Source organism: Verrucomicrobiia bacterium, assembly GCA_035946615.1.
In the GTDB taxonomy this organism is placed as follows: domain Bacteria; phylum Verrucomicrobiota; class Verrucomicrobiia; order Limisphaerales; family UBA8199; genus DASYZB01.
In genome coordinates this window covers 1-15,363 of sequence record DASYZB010000066.1, presented here as the reverse complement: position 1 = coordinate 15,363, position 15,363 = coordinate 1, and the positions used below count along the sequence as shown (strand labels likewise).

13 protein-coding genes are annotated in these 15,363 nt (G+C 57.1%); 7 read left to right on the top strand and 6 right to left on the bottom strand.

Annotated features, from left to right (window positions below):
* Positions 1–165 precede the first annotated feature (165 nt).
* The 3 genes from dnaB (at position 166) to VG146_10315 (ending at position 4,992) form a co-directional block, all read left to right on the top strand.
* Entirely contained in the window at positions 166–1,626 is a 1,461-nt protein-coding gene (dnaB, locus tag VG146_10325) for a replicative DNA helicase (GenBank protein ID HEV2392744.1), read from the top strand.
* A gap of 6 nt (positions 1,627–1,632) precedes the next feature.
* Positions 1,633–4,056, top strand: a complete 2,424-nt coding sequence (gene bamA / locus VG146_10320; GenBank protein ID HEV2392743.1) for an outer membrane protein assembly factor BamA — start codon at positions 1,633–1,635, stop codon at positions 4,054–4,056.
* A 348-nt stretch (positions 4,057–4,404) separates the two neighbouring features.
* Positions 4,405–4,992, top strand: coding sequence for an OmpH family outer membrane protein (locus VG146_10315; GenBank protein ID HEV2392742.1), 588 nt, complete (start codon positions 4,405–4,407; stop codon positions 4,990–4,992).
* 5 nt (positions 4,993–4,997) lie between these two features.
* Here VG146_10315 and VG146_10310 read toward each other — a convergent pair whose 3' ends face one another.
* Positions 4,998–6,179: an aldo/keto reductase gene (locus VG146_10310; GenBank protein ID HEV2392741.1), complete on the bottom strand. Its 1,182-nt coding sequence runs from the start codon at positions 6,177–6,179 to the stop codon at positions 4,998–5,000.
* A 119-nt stretch (positions 6,180–6,298) separates the two neighbouring features.
* Between VG146_10310 and VG146_10305 the strand changes: the two genes are divergently transcribed.
* From VG146_10305 to VG146_10295, 3 genes are all read left to right on the top strand, one after another.
* Positions 6,299–6,523, top strand: coding sequence for a hypothetical protein (locus tag VG146_10305; GenBank protein HEV2392740.1), 225 nt, complete (start codon positions 6,299–6,301; stop codon positions 6,521–6,523).
* Positions 6,524–6,591: 68 nt separating this feature from the next.
* Entirely contained in the window at positions 6,592–7,722 is a 1,131-nt protein-coding gene (locus tag VG146_10300) for an NUDIX domain-containing protein (protein ID HEV2392739.1), read from the top strand.
* 197 nt (positions 7,723–7,919) lie between these two features.
* Positions 7,920–8,375, top strand: coding sequence for a dihydroneopterin aldolase (locus VG146_10295; GenBank protein ID HEV2392738.1), 456 nt, complete (start codon positions 7,920–7,922; stop codon positions 8,373–8,375).
* 34 nt (positions 8,376–8,409) lie between these two features.
* Here the strand turns inward: VG146_10295 and VG146_10290 are convergent, their stop codons facing one another.
* Positions 8,410–8,856 carry a CBS domain-containing protein gene (locus tag VG146_10290; GenBank protein HEV2392737.1) on the bottom strand — a complete coding sequence of 149 codons (447 nt, stop codon included), beginning with the start codon at positions 8,854–8,856 and terminating at the stop codon, positions 8,410–8,412.
* Between the two features lie 261 nt (positions 8,857–9,117).
* Here VG146_10290 and ligD point away from each other — a divergent pair, with 261 nt between their 5' ends.
* Positions 9,118–10,113 carry a non-homologous end-joining DNA ligase gene (gene ligD, locus VG146_10285; GenBank protein ID HEV2392736.1) on the top strand — a complete coding sequence of 332 codons (996 nt, stop codon included), beginning with the start codon at positions 9,118–9,120 and terminating at the stop codon, positions 10,111–10,113.
* 47 nt (positions 10,114–10,160) lie between these two features.
* Here the strand turns inward: ligD and VG146_10280 are convergent, their stop codons facing one another.
* The 4 genes from VG146_10280 to VG146_10265 all read right to left on the bottom strand — a co-directional run.
* Positions 10,161–12,758 carry a prolyl oligopeptidase family serine peptidase gene (locus VG146_10280; protein ID HEV2392735.1) on the bottom strand — a complete coding sequence of 866 codons (2,598 nt, stop codon included), beginning with the start codon at positions 12,756–12,758 and terminating at the stop codon, positions 10,161–10,163.
* 225 nt (positions 12,759–12,983) lie between these two features.
* Positions 12,984–14,045, bottom strand: coding sequence for a PilT/PilU family type 4a pilus ATPase (locus tag VG146_10275; GenBank protein ID HEV2392734.1), 1,062 nt, complete (start codon positions 14,043–14,045; stop codon positions 12,984–12,986).
* 32 nt (positions 14,046–14,077) lie between these two features.
* Positions 14,078–14,851 (bottom strand): tetratricopeptide repeat protein, encoded by a 774-nt coding sequence (locus tag VG146_10270; GenBank protein HEV2392733.1) that lies wholly within the window; start codon positions 14,849–14,851, stop codon positions 14,078–14,080.
* The coding region (locus VG146_10265; protein HEV2392732.1) for a hypothetical protein at positions 14,848–15,363 on the bottom strand (516 nt) is incomplete at its 5' end. The genes VG146_10270 and VG146_10265, both read right to left, overlap by 4 nt.

The following is a 15,363-nucleotide window of genomic DNA, read 5'->3' as shown; positions in this document are numbered from 1 at the left end:
AGCCTTTGTCCATGGGGCCTGTTAGCCTCTAAACAAAAACTTGTTGAATGACCAAATCTCTCCAACTCATTCACACCCCTTTTGTGGAAAAGCTGTTAAAAGCTGTTATCAAATTCCGATAACTCAGGTTTGATTGGCAAAGCAAACTTTTGTTCTGTAGCTGGCATGATCGACTCTATTTCAGAAGGCGCTGGACCCTCACCCGATGTCAAACGCGCCCGCCACCGCAAGCCCGCTGCCGCTGCCGGCCCAAATGTCGATCGGCTTCCCCCCCATTCCCCGGAAGCCGAGCAAGGAGTGCTGGGGTGTGCGCTGCTGTCGCCCAATGACTGCATGGGCGTATGCATCGAGAAATTCAAGAGCGGCGAGGAGGTTTTTTACGACATGCGCCATCAAGCCATCTACAAGGCGCTGGCGGAGATGTACGACGCGCGCGAGGCCATCGACCTGATAACGCTGCAGCAACGGCTCAAGGACAGGCAGCTCCTGGAACAGGTCGGGGGCCTGGCGTATTTGTCCGTCCTGCCCGACACGGTGCCTTCGGCGGCGAATCTGAGCTATTACATAGAAATCGTGCAGGAGAAATTCCTGTTGCGAAAAATGATTCATGTCTGCACGGAGGTGGTGGGGCGGGTATATGATTACGAAGGAGAAGTGGATGCGTTGATGGATGAGGTCGAGCGCGACATCCTGCGGATCAGCGAATCCCGGGTGCAGGTCAACACGAGCGCCATCAAAGAGCTGGTCAAAAAGGCCATCAACACCATCGAGGATTTTCACCAACGCCAGGGGACTCTCACCGGGGTGGGCACCGGTTTTGTGGACCTGGACAAGATGACCAGCGGCCTGCATGGGGGCGAGATGGTTGTGATTGCGGCCCGGCCATCGGTGGGCAAGACGAGCCTGGCCATGAACATTGCCGAGCACGTGGCACTCGAGGACCGCCTGGCGGTGGGTGTCTTCAGCCTAGAAATGACCTCCGAATCGTTGGTCCTGCGCATGCTCTGCTCCCGTTCCCGTGTGAACCTGCGCAACGTGCGCGAGGGGTTTCTTGCCGAACGGGATTTTCCCAAGCTTACAGGGGCGGCGGGGGCGCTGGCCAAGGCCCCTTTGTTCATCGACGATTCGTCTGCTTTATCGATCCTGCAGTTGCGGGCCAAAGCGCGGCGAATGCACCAGCAATATGGCATCAAGCTTTTCGTCATTGACTACCTCCAACTCCTCCATTCTACTTCGCGTCGCGCGGAGAACCGGCAGCAGGAGATAGCCGATATTTCCGGCGGCATCAAGGCGCTGGCCAAAGAACTCAACGTCCCGGTCATCGTCTTGAGCCAGTTAAACCGCGAAATGGAACGGGATAAGAACCGGGCCCCGCGGCTATCAGACCTGCGCGAATCGGGGGCGATTGAACAGGATGCCGACGTGGTGGGTCTGCTGTATAAGCCAAAGTCGGGTGAGGACGATGACGGCGGAGCAGTGGCCGCCGAAGAAGATGCTGTGCCGGTGAATCTATTGATAGCCAAACAACGCAACGGCCCGACCGGCGACGTGAATCTCACGTTTCTGAAATCTTATACACGGTTTGAGAGCGCAGCCAAGGTAAGCGACGAAGACGTGCCAAACTGAGAGACGATGAAATTACTGTTCCGCCTTTGCGGGCTGGTGCTGCTGCTTGTGGGTTGTGCTCCCGCCTGGGGGCAGTTGGCTGCGCCCAAAGTCGCCAAGGTCCTCATCAAGCACGTTGGCCCCGCTTCGGTCAGTGATGAATTAATCCGGGCGAATATTCGGATTAAGTCGGGGGACTCTTATCTGCCCGCTGCCGTCGATGAAGATGTTCGCAGCCTGTACGCGACGGGGCTCTTCTATAATGTGCGCGTCTCAAGGGAGGATACCCCTGCTGGGGTCGTTTTAACGTATCTGGTGCAGGGTAATCCGCGTCTGGTCGAAATTCGTATTCAGGGCAACAAGCGCATCTCGACGGCCAAACTGCGCAAGAGCATTACAGCCAAAGTCGGGGAGCCCTTCAGCGAGCGCAAACTCTTCACTGACACCCAGGAACTCCAAAAGCTCTATCAAAAAAAGGGCTACCCGGCCACCAAAGTGCAGTACTCGTTCAATGTTGATGAAAACACCGGGCGCGCCACCGCCATATTCGACATCAAGGAAAGCCCGAAGGTAAAAATTCGCGAAGTGGATTTTATCGGCGCGCAGGCATTCAAGCAACGGCAGTTGCGTAAGGTGATTAAGACGCGTAAGCGGTGGATGTTTTCCTGGATAACCGGCAGCGGGGTGCTGAAAGACGAGCAATTCGATGAAGATAAGGAAAAGCTCGTTGAATTCTATCGCGATCACGGCTATCTCGATTTCGAGATTAAGAACATCGAGTTTACCTATCCTTCACCCAACCGGATGATCATCCGGTTCCTCGTTTATGAAGGAACCCAATACCACGTTGGCTCGGTCAAGTTCATCGGGAACAAGGTTTTCAGCACGGCTAACATTACTAATGGGCTGCGCGTGGTCCATATCATGAAAGGAGAAAAGGGCAAACTCGGACCCAACAACTTGCCGATGGACGCAGGGGATGTGTTCACCCCCAAGGGCTACACCCAGGACAGCGAGGAGGTCGAGGATTTCTACGGGTCCAAGGGTTATATCGATGTGAGTCCCGGCACGCGGGGGCTGACCGTCGTGCGAATTCCCAACACCGAGACCGGCACGATCGACCTGGAGTTTCGCATCGACGAGGGGCACAAATCCTACATCGAAAAGGTCGAAATCCGCGGCAACATCAAAACCAAAGACAAGGTCATCCGGCGCGAACTGGCGGTGTCGCCCGGCGAAACGTTCGATATGGTCCGGGTCAAACGCAGCAAGCAACGGCTGGAGGGCCTTCTCTATTTCGACAAGGTCGATACACGCCCTGACCCGACGGATATCCCCGACCACAAGAACCTCATTATCGGTGTGGACGAGAAGAACACGGGTAACCTGACCATGGGCGCCGGGTTCAGCTCGGTCGATTCGCTGGTCGGGTTTGTGGAATTAACGCAGGCCAATTTCGACATTTTTCATCCCCCGAGCTTTACGGGAGGCGGCCAGCGTTTCCGGCTGCGCCTGGCCCTGGGCATCTTCGAGCAGGATTACATGGCGACGTGGGTCGAACCGTGGTTTCTGGGACACAAGCTCCAATTGGAACTGGACCTGTATTATCGCGACCTGGCCTTCCTGAGCATCAATAATGTGTATGATGTGATTCGGGCTGGTGGAAAGGTGAGCCTGACCCGGGCTTTGGGCAGCGATTTTCTCATCGGCAGCGTTAGCTATACGCTGGAAGACGTCGGTATCACCCTTAACCCCGGTTGGGACCAATTCAACACGCCGCCGTCGATTTACAACGAGCGCGGATATAATCTGTTGTCCCGCGTGGCCGCCTCACTGGCCTACGACACCCGCAATAGCGTCTTATTGCCCAACAAGGGCCAGCGCACCGAGCTGGATACCGAATTTGTTGGCGGTCCCATTGGCGGAGACAAGGAATTCTACAAGGTCGAGGCAAAAACCCAATGGTATTTCAAAGGCTTTGCCAAAGGCCATGTCCTGGAGCTGGGTGCCGAGGGCGGGGTCAAAAAAAGTCTCATCGCGGGCGATGTCCCTTTCTATGAGCGCTATTTCCTGGGCGGCCTCTACTCCTTGCGCGGCTTCCAATTTAACGACGTCGCCCCGCGCGAGCGGAAACCGGACGGAACCTATTATGATGAGCCGGTGGGCGGAGATACGTATTGGTTTGGTTTCGCCGAGTACAGCATTCCCATTATCGAGCAGGAGCACGGGATCGGAGTGCGGTTTGCGGTTTTTTACGATATCGGCAATGTTTTGGCCAACCCTTACGCCTTTAATCTCAGTGGCTTTAGCGATGACTGGGGCGTGGGGCTGCGGCTGAACCTGCCCATCGGCCCTATCCGCCTGGATTACGGCATCCCCATTCACCACGATCAGTTCAATCCTGGCTCGGGCCAGTTCCAATTCGGGGTTGGCTACACCCGGAATTTCTAACGAGGCGCTGCCTCAGACCCCGCAGAGCGAGACACTAATTTCACGAATTAACACCCAGTGTCACCTTTTGCGAGCGCGGGAGAATTTTTAGGAATCCGCATAAACGCGCCTTGACATAATTAAAGTCAAGGTGTTATCTGTCCTGGGTAATCAGATTAGCAATCCTATGAGACACCTTGGGATTAGCATGGAACCGCGCCGGGCCTGAACGTCCCATGTGGTTGAGTTGTCTTTAACAGACAGGCTGCCGCCTCTGGGCCCGTTTTTTGAGTTGGCGGCGTTCATGAATTCTGATTGTCTTAAGGTATGAATTATTGGCTACGGAGATTACTTGCTGGATTGATTTTGATGTCGCTGCTGACTGGCTCGGCGTGGGCGCAGAACCACATTGCAACGGTGGACTTGCGCAAGCTCTTTGACAATTACTGGAAAAAGAAACAGGCCGAGGCGCAGCTCCAGGAGCGCACCGCCGATATCCAAAGAGAAGATAAAAACATGATCGATGACTATAAGAAGGCCAAAGACGATTACCAGACGTTGCTGACCAGCGCCAATGATCAGGCCGTGTCATCCGAAGAACGGGACAAGCGGAAGAAGGCTGCCGAAGATAAATTCAAGCAGATGAAGGACCAGGAGGACATGATCACTCAATACGAGCGCCAGGCGAGCACGAAAATCGGCGAGCAACGCAACCGGATGAGAACCAGCATTATTGATGAAATCCGCAAAGTTGTGGATGCCAAAGCCAAGGTAGCGGGTTACAGCCTGGTGATTGATATCGCCGCCGAAAGTGTCAACACCACGCCCATCATCCTTTACTGCAACAACGAGAGCGACATCACCGATGCCGTCTTGGCCCAACTCAACGCCACCGCTCCGGCTAATGCGGCCAGCACACCTGATAAGCCCGCCGCGCCAAAGGCTGGCAAACAGTAACCCTTTCAACTCTGGCTTAGCCGCTGCGCGGGTTTTTCGAACAACATGGCGTGGGCTTCCTCCAGGATGGCCGGTATGCGCTTTGCGAACGGGCTGGCATCAAGGCAGCCGTCGAATGTTGCCTTATTGAGCCGGCCCGCGTTCTCTCCGGGGAACCAATGGTCAGCTTGGCCCAGCAAATTGTAACGCATTTTGCCCCAATCGACCAAATCCAGCGCCTTGGCGTAGGTCCACAGACGCAGGATTTCCAGGATATTCACGTGGCCCGGAACATCCACGTATTGCGGCAGGCCGTCCGGCCAACGGGCGCACCACTCCTCCCCTAACAGGCGCTGCATCTCCCGGCGCAAGCGCTGCTCGATTGGACCAATCGTCTCGGCCAAACGGTCGTAGAATTCCAGCGCCCGAACGTGCTCGTCGAAATCCGAAGGGCGCGCTACGCCACAACTGAGGGTATGGACCTGCGGTTGCGCCAGGCAATACAGGTCGTTGAACTGCATGGGCGTCAAGGGCGCGCACAACTCGACCAGCTTGGCCGGGGGCGCGTAGAGCTTGCCGCCCTTGTCATTTGGACTGATGATAAAAACGCCCATGTCGCGAGCCTGTGCCGCTTCGATAGCCGGCCAGTTGAGGTCATTAACAAAGTACCAGTGGAGGTTCAGGTAATCGAATTCGGCGCTTTGGACGGCTTCCAGGATAATATCGGTGGTGGCGTGGGTCGAGAAACCGACGAAGCGGGCGCGGCCTTCCTTTTGGAGTTGGCGCGCCGCGGCGAGGCAGCCGTTTTTCTGCAAGGCGAACTGGAGCAGCTCCCGGTTATTGATGCCATGCAACGCAAGCAAATCGACGTGCTCCAGCCGCAAAAAGCCCAATGATTTTTCAAAAGTGTCCAGGAATTCGCGCGCCGTTGGTTTTGGGGGGATTTTGGTTTGAACGATGATCTTATCGCGTGGCAGCCGGGGAAGGATGCGGCCCAATTGCATTTCGGAGGAGCCGTAACCGCGAGCGGTTTCGATATGGTTGATGCCCAGCTCAACGGCCCGGTTAATACAGGCCTCGAGGTTGGCCTGGCCGTCGGCAGGGATTTCTTCGGCGCGCACATCCTGCCATTTGAATTGATAGCGCATCCCGCCGCAGGAAAACACGGGCATGGCGAGGTCCGTGCGGCCAAAACGTCGATACTTCATGCGAGCGGCAAGATAGGAGGGAAAACTCCAATGTTCAAACCACTTCGTAATCCCAGGTTTCAGGAGGGAAAAACCCCATGGCCCTCTCCAGCCCGGCTCGTCTATGCTGCCATAGTTCCATGCGGGTGCTACTTCAAAACACCGAGACGCGGCTCTACTACGCCGGTCCAGACCGTTGGACCAAACATGCGCTGGACGCGATGGATTTCGAGTACGTCGAGCACGCGGCGCGAATGTATGAAATCGAAGATTTGGCCTATGCCCAGATCGTTTTGGACCCGGGCTTGCCGGGGATCGCGCGTTTGCCCATCCGCGTTGCCAAACATGTCGAGGCGCAGGAATAAACCGTCATTGGGGCGGCAAGAGCCGTTTTCTGCTTCATAATTGCTCCGTTCTAATTCATCATTGCCGGGTGATCCGAAATATCATTTTGGATTGGTCAGGAACCTTGGTGGATGACCTCCCCGCTGTTTGGGAAGCGACAAATTACGTCCTGGTCCAGGCGGAGCGGGCGGAGTTGAGTCTCGATGAGTTCCGGGCCGAGTTTTGTTTGCCATTCACCCTTTTTTACGACAGGCATGCGCCGCATGTGTCTCTGCCGCAGTTGGAGACCTGGTTTCACAGCCGTTTCCGCCAGGTGCAGGATTCGGTTTGCGCGCTCCCGCATGCCCGCGAGTTCCTCGAATTCTGCCGGGCCCGCAAGCTGCGGACGTTTTTGCTAAGCACCATACACGGCGATCATTTCGCTGCGCAATCGGAGACGACCGGGTTGGAGCAGTTCCTCGAGAAGTGCTATGTTGGTATCCAGGACAAGCGCCAAAAAATCCACGAAATCCTGGCCGAAAATCGCTTGGCTCAGGATGAGACCCTTTTTATCGGAGACATGCAGCATGACGTCGAGACCGCCCGGCACGGTGGCATCCATTCCTGCGCGGTACTGACCGGCTACAACACCCTCGAACAACTTCGCGCCGCCGGCCCCGAGCTCATTGTCGAGCATCTTGGCGAATTGCGCGAAGTCCTCGAGCAAAACGGTCTGAGGCTCAAATCCATCTCAAATTCGGTTGGGCAGAGCCATCCGCTCGCGACGGTGGGGGCGCTGGTTTTCGATGCCGCGGGGCGCGCGCTCATGATTCGCACGCACAAATGGTCCAATTTATGGGGTATCCCGGGCGGAAAAATTCGTTGGGGCGAGAGCGCCCTGGCTGCGTTGCGCCGCGAGATCAAAGAGGAAACCGCCTTGCGCGTCACGAGCATTGAGTTTGTTATGGTGCAGGACTGCATTCACTCGAAGGAATTTTATAGGGACGCCCACTTTGTTTTGCTCAATTACACCTGTCGCTGTATTGGAAAACCCGCTGTCCAGTTGAATGAGGAGGGGCGCGAGTTCCGGTGGCTAAGGCCAGACGAGGCCATGGCGTTGCCGCTAAACCAGCCCACACGCAAGCTGCTCCTGGCCGTCATCAAGGCTGCCGGCAAGGGCCGCAAACCGCCTTCGCGCGGCCAACCGCATTCCGGCCGGCGAAAAGCGCCTAAGCCGTAACCGGTTCAATTTGAACAGGAGATAACAGAGAAAACAGAGGTGTGAACATGAAGCCAAAACTATATCTTGCGCCCTTGTGGCTGCTCACTAAATGGAGAGACGCTGTTTATGCCTCCATTGCCCACAAGGGTTCTTCAAGAATCTCTGTTCTCTCCGTTTCCTCCTGTTGCTTTCTGCATGTTTCGGGCTAAGACTGGATGAACTCAAGCGGGCAAAATCGAACTTCGAGTTCCAAGGGCCGCGCCCGACGCCCATCCGGTCGGCTCCGCAGGAGCACCCGCTCAGAATCGAAGCGCAACGCAAGTGGCGGCCAAATTGCCATTGTCGATTTGGAGGTGTTCTATCGGGTGGGGGTCTCTGAGGAAGAACGCGCCCGGCCACAGCGGCTATTATTATCGGTTCGTATGGAGTGCGATTTCGGAGCGGCATCCGACAGCGATGACATTCGCGACACGATTAACTACCAGGCCGTCGCGGAAGGCTTGCTGTCTTTTGGCGCGGGCGGTGAATGGAAACTGTTGGAAAAACTCGCGCCCGACCTGGCCGAATTTATCCTAACACGTTACCGGGCGCGGTCCGTCGAGCTTGAGATTAAGAAATTCGTCATCCCACAGGCCCGCTATGTTTCTGTGAGGTTTTTTGGGGAGGCTTGAGCCGTCTGAGGTCTTGAATGGCCGCATCAATCGTTCAGCCCGGATAGCCCGAGATGTAAGTCTGCAACTGATGGATGGTCGTGCTTTGCGCTGAGATGATCCAATTGACCAGGTCGCCAATGGAAACGACCCCGACAATCCGGTCCGCCTCCAGGACTGGCAGATGGCGGATGCGATGTTCGGTCATCAGCCGCATGCATTCCTCGATGGTGCTGTCGGGCGTCACTTGAAAAAACTGGCCGGAGAGGATTTCCTTGACGGCGGTTTGTTTCGAGGATTTGCCTTTCAACGCGACTTTGCGCGTATAATCGCGCTCGGAGATGATGCCGATGAGTTTGTTGCCTTCGGTGACCAGCAGGGCGCCGATGTTCTTATCCGACATCATCTGGATAGCATCGAACACAGTTGCATCGGGGGAGATGCACCAGACGTTGCTGCCTTTGGTGTTGAGGATTTCCGCGATTGTCCCGGTTGGATTCATGGTTAGGTTCTCTTTCGCCTAGGGCGAGCGCCGGAACAGGTGGCGCCAACGCAATGCCCCGCATCCGGTGCCCGCAGGTGACATTAGGTGCTTACGTTTAATTTACCGCAACAGCTAAACTTTATCACCATTTTGATTTGATGAACAGCAAAAAATTGCGAGACAAAGCATTCGACACGGCGGGCATTTCACCGCCCCCCACCCCAGTAGCAGAACACCTGCATTGCTGTCCTGATTGCCCGGTGGAAGCCTATGGCCTGAATGGTATCAGCCCGAGCCAAGCCAGCGCAATATTCCCGAGGGTCGCTCCCCGCATCGCGCCGCAGCAAATCGAGCGAAGAGTTCATCCCAAGGGAAGCTTCGCAGGCAGAGATAAGTGTCGAAGGCCGCAGGGTCAACTTGACCAACCTGCAAAAGGTGTTCTGGCCTCAAGACGGCATCACCAAAGGTGATTTGCTGCGTTATTATGCCTGGATTTCTCCTTTTCTGCTGCCACACCTGATTGATCGGGCGATGGTCATGAAGCGCTATCCCAACGGCGCGGCGGGCCCTTTCTTCTTCCAAAAGCGGGCTCCCACTCCGCGTCCGGAGTGGATTGAGACCTGCTCGATCGCGCACTCCTCGGGGAGCATCATCGAATTCCCTGTAGTGCGGGATTTAGCTTCTTTGTTATGGACAATAAACCTGGGTTGCATCGATCTGAACCCCTGGTACGCCCGGTGCGACGACGTCTATCGCCCTGACTACCTGCATTTTGATTTAGACCCGGTCGAGGGCACCCTGTTTGGGCGGGTTTGCGAAACCGCCCTGGTGGTTCATCGCGCGCTGGATGCGCTCAAGGTCCCGAATTTCGCAAAAACGACTGGTTCCAGGGGCATACACGTTTATGTCCCGATTGTTCGGGGTCCCACGCAGAAACAGGTCTGGACGTTCGCCAAGGAGCTGGCGCAAACGATGAGGCAACTACACCCGGAACTCATTACAGCGGAATACCGCGTGGCCAACCGGCCAAAAGGCCGGGTGTTGGTGGATTACAATCAGAATGCCTGGGGGCGTACCCTGGCTTCGGTTTATTCCGTCCGGCCTAAAGCGCGCGCGCCGGTCTCGATGCCGCTGACCTGGGCCGAAGTGGAAGAGGGGATTCGTATCGAGGATTTTCGCCTGGATAATGCGCCACAGCGCTTGCGCGAGAGGGGGGACCTTTGGAAACCGCTGCTGCAGGAACGGGGCCGGTTCAAACTCCAAACGCTCTTGTGAGCCTGCCGATACAACCCCCTTTCCTCCCAATGGAAGCCTGCGCGCTTTCAATCCTGCCACGCGAACTCGCCGGTGTTGACCTGCCAATCAAGGCCGAAAAAGCCCGCCGCGCGGACACCCGCTATATCCTTTGTGAGCAGTTCCGGAGTGGCCAACAGGCAATCAGGAAACCCGGCACCTGAGAGGAAGTATGGCACTCGTTCAGTCAGGCGCAGCCCGGGCAGTCCCGAACCCGAAATGACGCCGACCAAGGCGTTATCATCCTGGGGATTGGGCTGCAGAAACAAGCAGGCCAGGTCATCCCCGGAAAAAAGATGCGAGCCGATTTTCACTTCGCCCCGGTGGACCTGAACCGGGCTGGACGCCAGCAACACAGGCCAGGCCGAGTTGCAATCCGCATTGCCATACAGGATGACATTACGGACTTTTATCTTATGTTTGCCGCGCGAGCGCTTGCCATCCTTAGCCCTCTCCGTGAGATAGGCGCTGTCGGACATCAAGGGCACTGAACCGTTGCCGCGATACCAAAACGTCTCGGCATCGTAGCGCGCTTTGTCCAAGGCCCAAGAGTTCTCCGCAGGTGTCCCGTGGGTGGCATAAACAAAAACCATGTGGTTGCAGAAGGCCTCGCGGAAGGGCCCTGAGCGAAGCGGGTTTTTCTCAAAGGAAGAAAAGCGGGTCTCAAGCTGCCACCGGCCATCCCGTCGAGCCACAAGAAGGGCGGGGCGGGGAATGGAACTGGGCGCCGGAGAGCCGAGGGCCTCGAGGGGGCCTGGGTTCCGAGGCGCGGGCCAAGGCACGTTTTCTATTTTCTGCCCATCCAATTCGAGTGTCAACGGCGCGCCCGGTGTGAGCGAAGGGAGAGCCAACTCGAGACGGGCGACGTTTGTAGTTGCGCCGACGATGCGGCGTTTACCTGGATCGCATTGGAGATCGACAAGGCTGGGCAGCAATGGATGTTGCTGGGCCAGGACGGTGACCCAGTGGGAGCGGGCCGAGATTGCCGGGTTAACCGTTACAAAGCGGATGCGGCGCAGACTGGCATCCGACGGGATGACGTGATGAGCGAAGAAATCGAACATGGGCGCCCAATCCACGCAATCGGCGCCGGGTTCATCCGAGATGTCCCACCAATGCCCCACACCGGGCTGTTCGTGATAGACGAAATCGTGGTGAAACCCAGCCAGGACTTTCGCCATGTGCCGCGCCTCGGAGACCGGCACGTTATCGTCCTCCGAGCCGTGCAGGATATAGACGCCTTCTTGCAAGAAATTGGTGGCCATGAGCAAGGTGTCGCTTGAGGCGGCGGCGCGGCGCAGCATCTGGGAGAGGGCGTTGGTGGCAATTGGCGCGTTGGTCGCAACATACGTGGTGAAGCTAATCCAGCCCGCGCTGGGGCCGACGGCGGCGAAGCGGCCAGGGAACAGCGCTCCCAATTGCCAGGCGCCATGTCCACCCATCGAATGGCCCGTGAGATAAATGCGGCTGGGGTCCGGGTGGTATCTGGCTTGAGCAAGGGCCAGCACCTCGAAGGCATCCCACCTGCCCCACTCCTCCCAGTCAAAGCCGTAAGGACGGCGGTTGGCAGGGCAGACAATCTGTCCCCACTTTTTGGGGGAATAGGCATCCGCCTGGCCGATGGCCTCGACGCTGGCCCCGTGAAGTGAGAGGAACAGGGCGTTGGGCGCTGCGGCAGCAGCAGCGACCGGGGCGGGATTCACCGCGTAGTACTGGACACTATCATCGATCGAGCTGAGGAAAGTCCGTTTGCACGTCTGGTCGGGCCTGCGGACTCGCAGATTCAACTCTGTTCGAAAGAACTCTTTTCGATGCCCCAAAGCCAGGGCGACTTCAATTGTTACGGGGCAATTTGTGGATGCTGGCGCTGGGCGTGGTCGAAGCAGGAAGGGGGCTTTGCGCGAGCCCAGCGGGGGGATGCTCACGAGGCGTTCCGCCGAGCCGCTGGTGAGCCCCCGGACTGAAGCCTGGACGAAATTGGTGGTTGCATTGAGGAGGACCACCGCGCCCCACACTGGCTCTCGTTCGCCGGCAACAAGGTCCGGCAACGTGGGGTCGCCTGAGGCGATGACCAGCGGGCCGGAAGGTTGCTCGAGCCTGGCGCGGAGCTGCCCCCGCGAACACTGAAATAAAAAGTCATTGGTCCCCGGCTTTAGCAAGACCGGCAGTTGGACATAGCCGGCAGAATAGGGGTCGCCGGTGCGGAGGTCGCCGTTGACATAGACCAGGTTGTGCCCGGCGGCATTGAGAAGCATCACTCGTTGAACGGCGCTGACCACCGGCCAATAGCAATACGCAACTCGCATAGCCGCCTTGCCCAATACCCCGTTCGTGTCCGCGTCCGCAGGCTCCCAGGTCCGGCTCGCGCCGTCTGGGGTCTGGACCGTTTCACCCGCTGCAGGTGCGCGCCATGTGCCGGAGACGATGTGCGCTTCGAGGCTGTCCGTGTGGAGCGCAGAACGGCCAGCCCGGCCCAACGAGCCAATGACCAGCACGTCGCGCATGGAGATGTCACCCGATGACACGGGCTGAATTTGGGCGCCGCGCAGCTCGCCAAGAACCAGGCACAGGGCGGTGCTGAGCAGGATTGTTTTAACGTATTGAAAGGTTGAGCGATTTGGTTTCACTGGCGCCTCTTATAGCATATGACCTGGGAATTGTCTGGCCATTGCGCCAAGGGTAACGTTTACCCCGGAGGGCGAGCCGCGCGCCCCTTATCATTCTGCGAAAAGGCCGAACTGCAATTTGGTGCAACCTGAACCGAGAGGACAGAATCAGGGAAGGAATTCCTCTATTATCTCCTGTTCAAACTGAATCGTTACGGCTTAGGGAAATTCCCAATTCGGAACTTCTCATGCTTTTTGCCTGACAATATGGTCTGGATGCCGAGCGCGGCTCATGGCGGTGTCATAAGTGATCAGGCATTTGCAATACAAATCATAGAGGCAATTGTCCATCAAGGTCATTCCCTCCTTGCGTCCAGTTTGGATGGTGTTTTCCAATTGGTGCATCTGGTTTTCCCGGATGAGATTGCGCACCGCATTGTTGGCCACAATCAGTTCGTAGGCCAATACTCGCCGGGTCCGGTCGGCAGCAGGGAGCAATTCCTGGGCAACGATACCCTGCAAGGCGTTGGACAATTGAAGGATAATCTGCCGTTGCGCGTTGCCTTCAAAGACCCCTACGATGCGTTCGAGGGCGTGCGAAACGCTGGGCGAATGCATGGTGGCCAGGACCAGGTGTCCTGTCTCTGCCGCCGTCAGCGCAGTTGAAATCGCTTCGTAATCGCGCATCTCTCCCACCACGATTACGTCGGGGTCCTGGCGCAAAACGTGAATCAAGGCGCGATTGAACGAGCGCACGTCGGTCAGGACCTCCTGCTGCACGACGATGGCCCGTTTGTTTTCATGGACGAACTCGATGGGGTCTTCGATGGTAACAATCTTGCATCGGCGTTCGCCATTGATGAGATCGACCATGTAATTGAGCGTCGTCGTTTTGCCGGCGCCGGTCGGGCCGGTGACCAGCACCAGGCCGTTGGGTTTGCGCGCCAGCTCGTCTATTTTGTCCGGCAAACCCAATTCCTGGCGCGATGCGATGCGTTCGCCACAGAAACGGAAGCTCATCTCGGGGTGGCCGTTTCGCCGATAAAACGTGGCGCGCACGCGCCCGGCGGCCCGGTGGAGCAGGGAGATGCACAACTCCCATTCCTGGTCGAATTTCTTCCGCTGCTGCTCGTTGAGCAGACTGAAGGCCATCTGTTCCAACTCCGCTTCGGACAGGACATCTTCATCCGCAATGATAATTTCCCCATTAACGCGGAAGGCAGGCGGGACACCGGCGACGACATGAAGGTCGGATGCATCAAAATCGCTTGCGGCCGACAGGAGCCGATCCAGCATATCGCTGCTCATAGGAGGTGATGGGGTGAGAAATGCATTGGGCGTTATTTGCGCAACAGCCGCCGCCATAACCCAAGAAGGTACGAGCCAAGGCCATTCTCTGCCAGGCGAGTCAAAGCGACACCCGCCTCGTAACATTGCGGGTTGAGTTGACGAGCCTGTGTGAAGGAAGTTCGCGCCGGACCACTCAGACCCAAGGCCTGTTGGCATTGGCCCAACTCGAGCCAAAGCAGGAAATGGCCTGCATTGGTTTCGAGGGCTTTCTGGTAGAGCTTCAACGCCAGCACAAACTGCTCGTAATAAAACCGAATCCGTCCTGCGAGCCACATGATAAACCAGTCGCCCGGGGCCAGGAGCAGGGCTTTTTCGAAGCAGAAATCCGCTCTGGGCTCTCGTCTTGCCAGCAGCACGTCGGCTCGCGCCAGCCAAACATACGGTGTGTCTCCCCGTTCCTCGATTGAAGCGTCGGAAAATGCCAATGCGCCTTGCAAATCACCACCCCGTCCCAGTGCCACGGCCTTGGCAGCGAGCAATTCCGGCTCGTGCGGGAACCGTTCGAGGGCCTTTTCCGCCCAGAGCCTGGCTTCGCGGAATTCCCCCAACTCGATGAGCATGCGGACCTGCCCGGTCCAGGCAGCGGCGTTTTGCGGATTAAATTCGAGCACCTTCGAATAGAGCCGCAATGCCGTCTCGAATTTCCCGCTCTCGAAGGCCGAGCGGGCTTCCGTTGAATAAAAGCCCTCATCTTTCAGACCCCCTGTCGAATAAAGATGGTCCTCCGATTCTCCTCCGAATTCGAGATTAACAAAACGGCTCATGCAGCCAGTTGTTGCGAGCGCCAGAACCACCGCTTCAAAGGGCGGCCAAAGAATTGCTCTTGTGACACTGTAGCCATGCGCAGCAGCAATTGTCTTAGAGCGGCTGGGGCCGCTCCGTGCCCACCTATATCAATATCGGGCCAGATAAACCAGTGTTTTTGCGGGACCACCATCTCTCCCCAATCCGGCATATAAGCCAGACGTGGCCGTGCAACCCCATTGACCTCGATAGCAACGGGCGTAAAGCGGATTTTGTCTCCACCCACTGCCAAGACTTGGCCAAACCCCAATCCAGCCTGTACATAGCCGGCGTCGTGATTGCCCGTTTCGGGAATCGAATAAGCAACCCACTCGCCCCTCTGGATGCGGGGTGCGCTGCCAAACTTCTCGATAATGACCGCACGGCCCCGGACATGGAGCGAGGCAACCCAATGCTTTTCAGCGAAGGTACGCATCGGCATATAAAGCAAGGTCCCCAATGCCACCAGCAATCCCAGCGTCAAAAGGAGCCG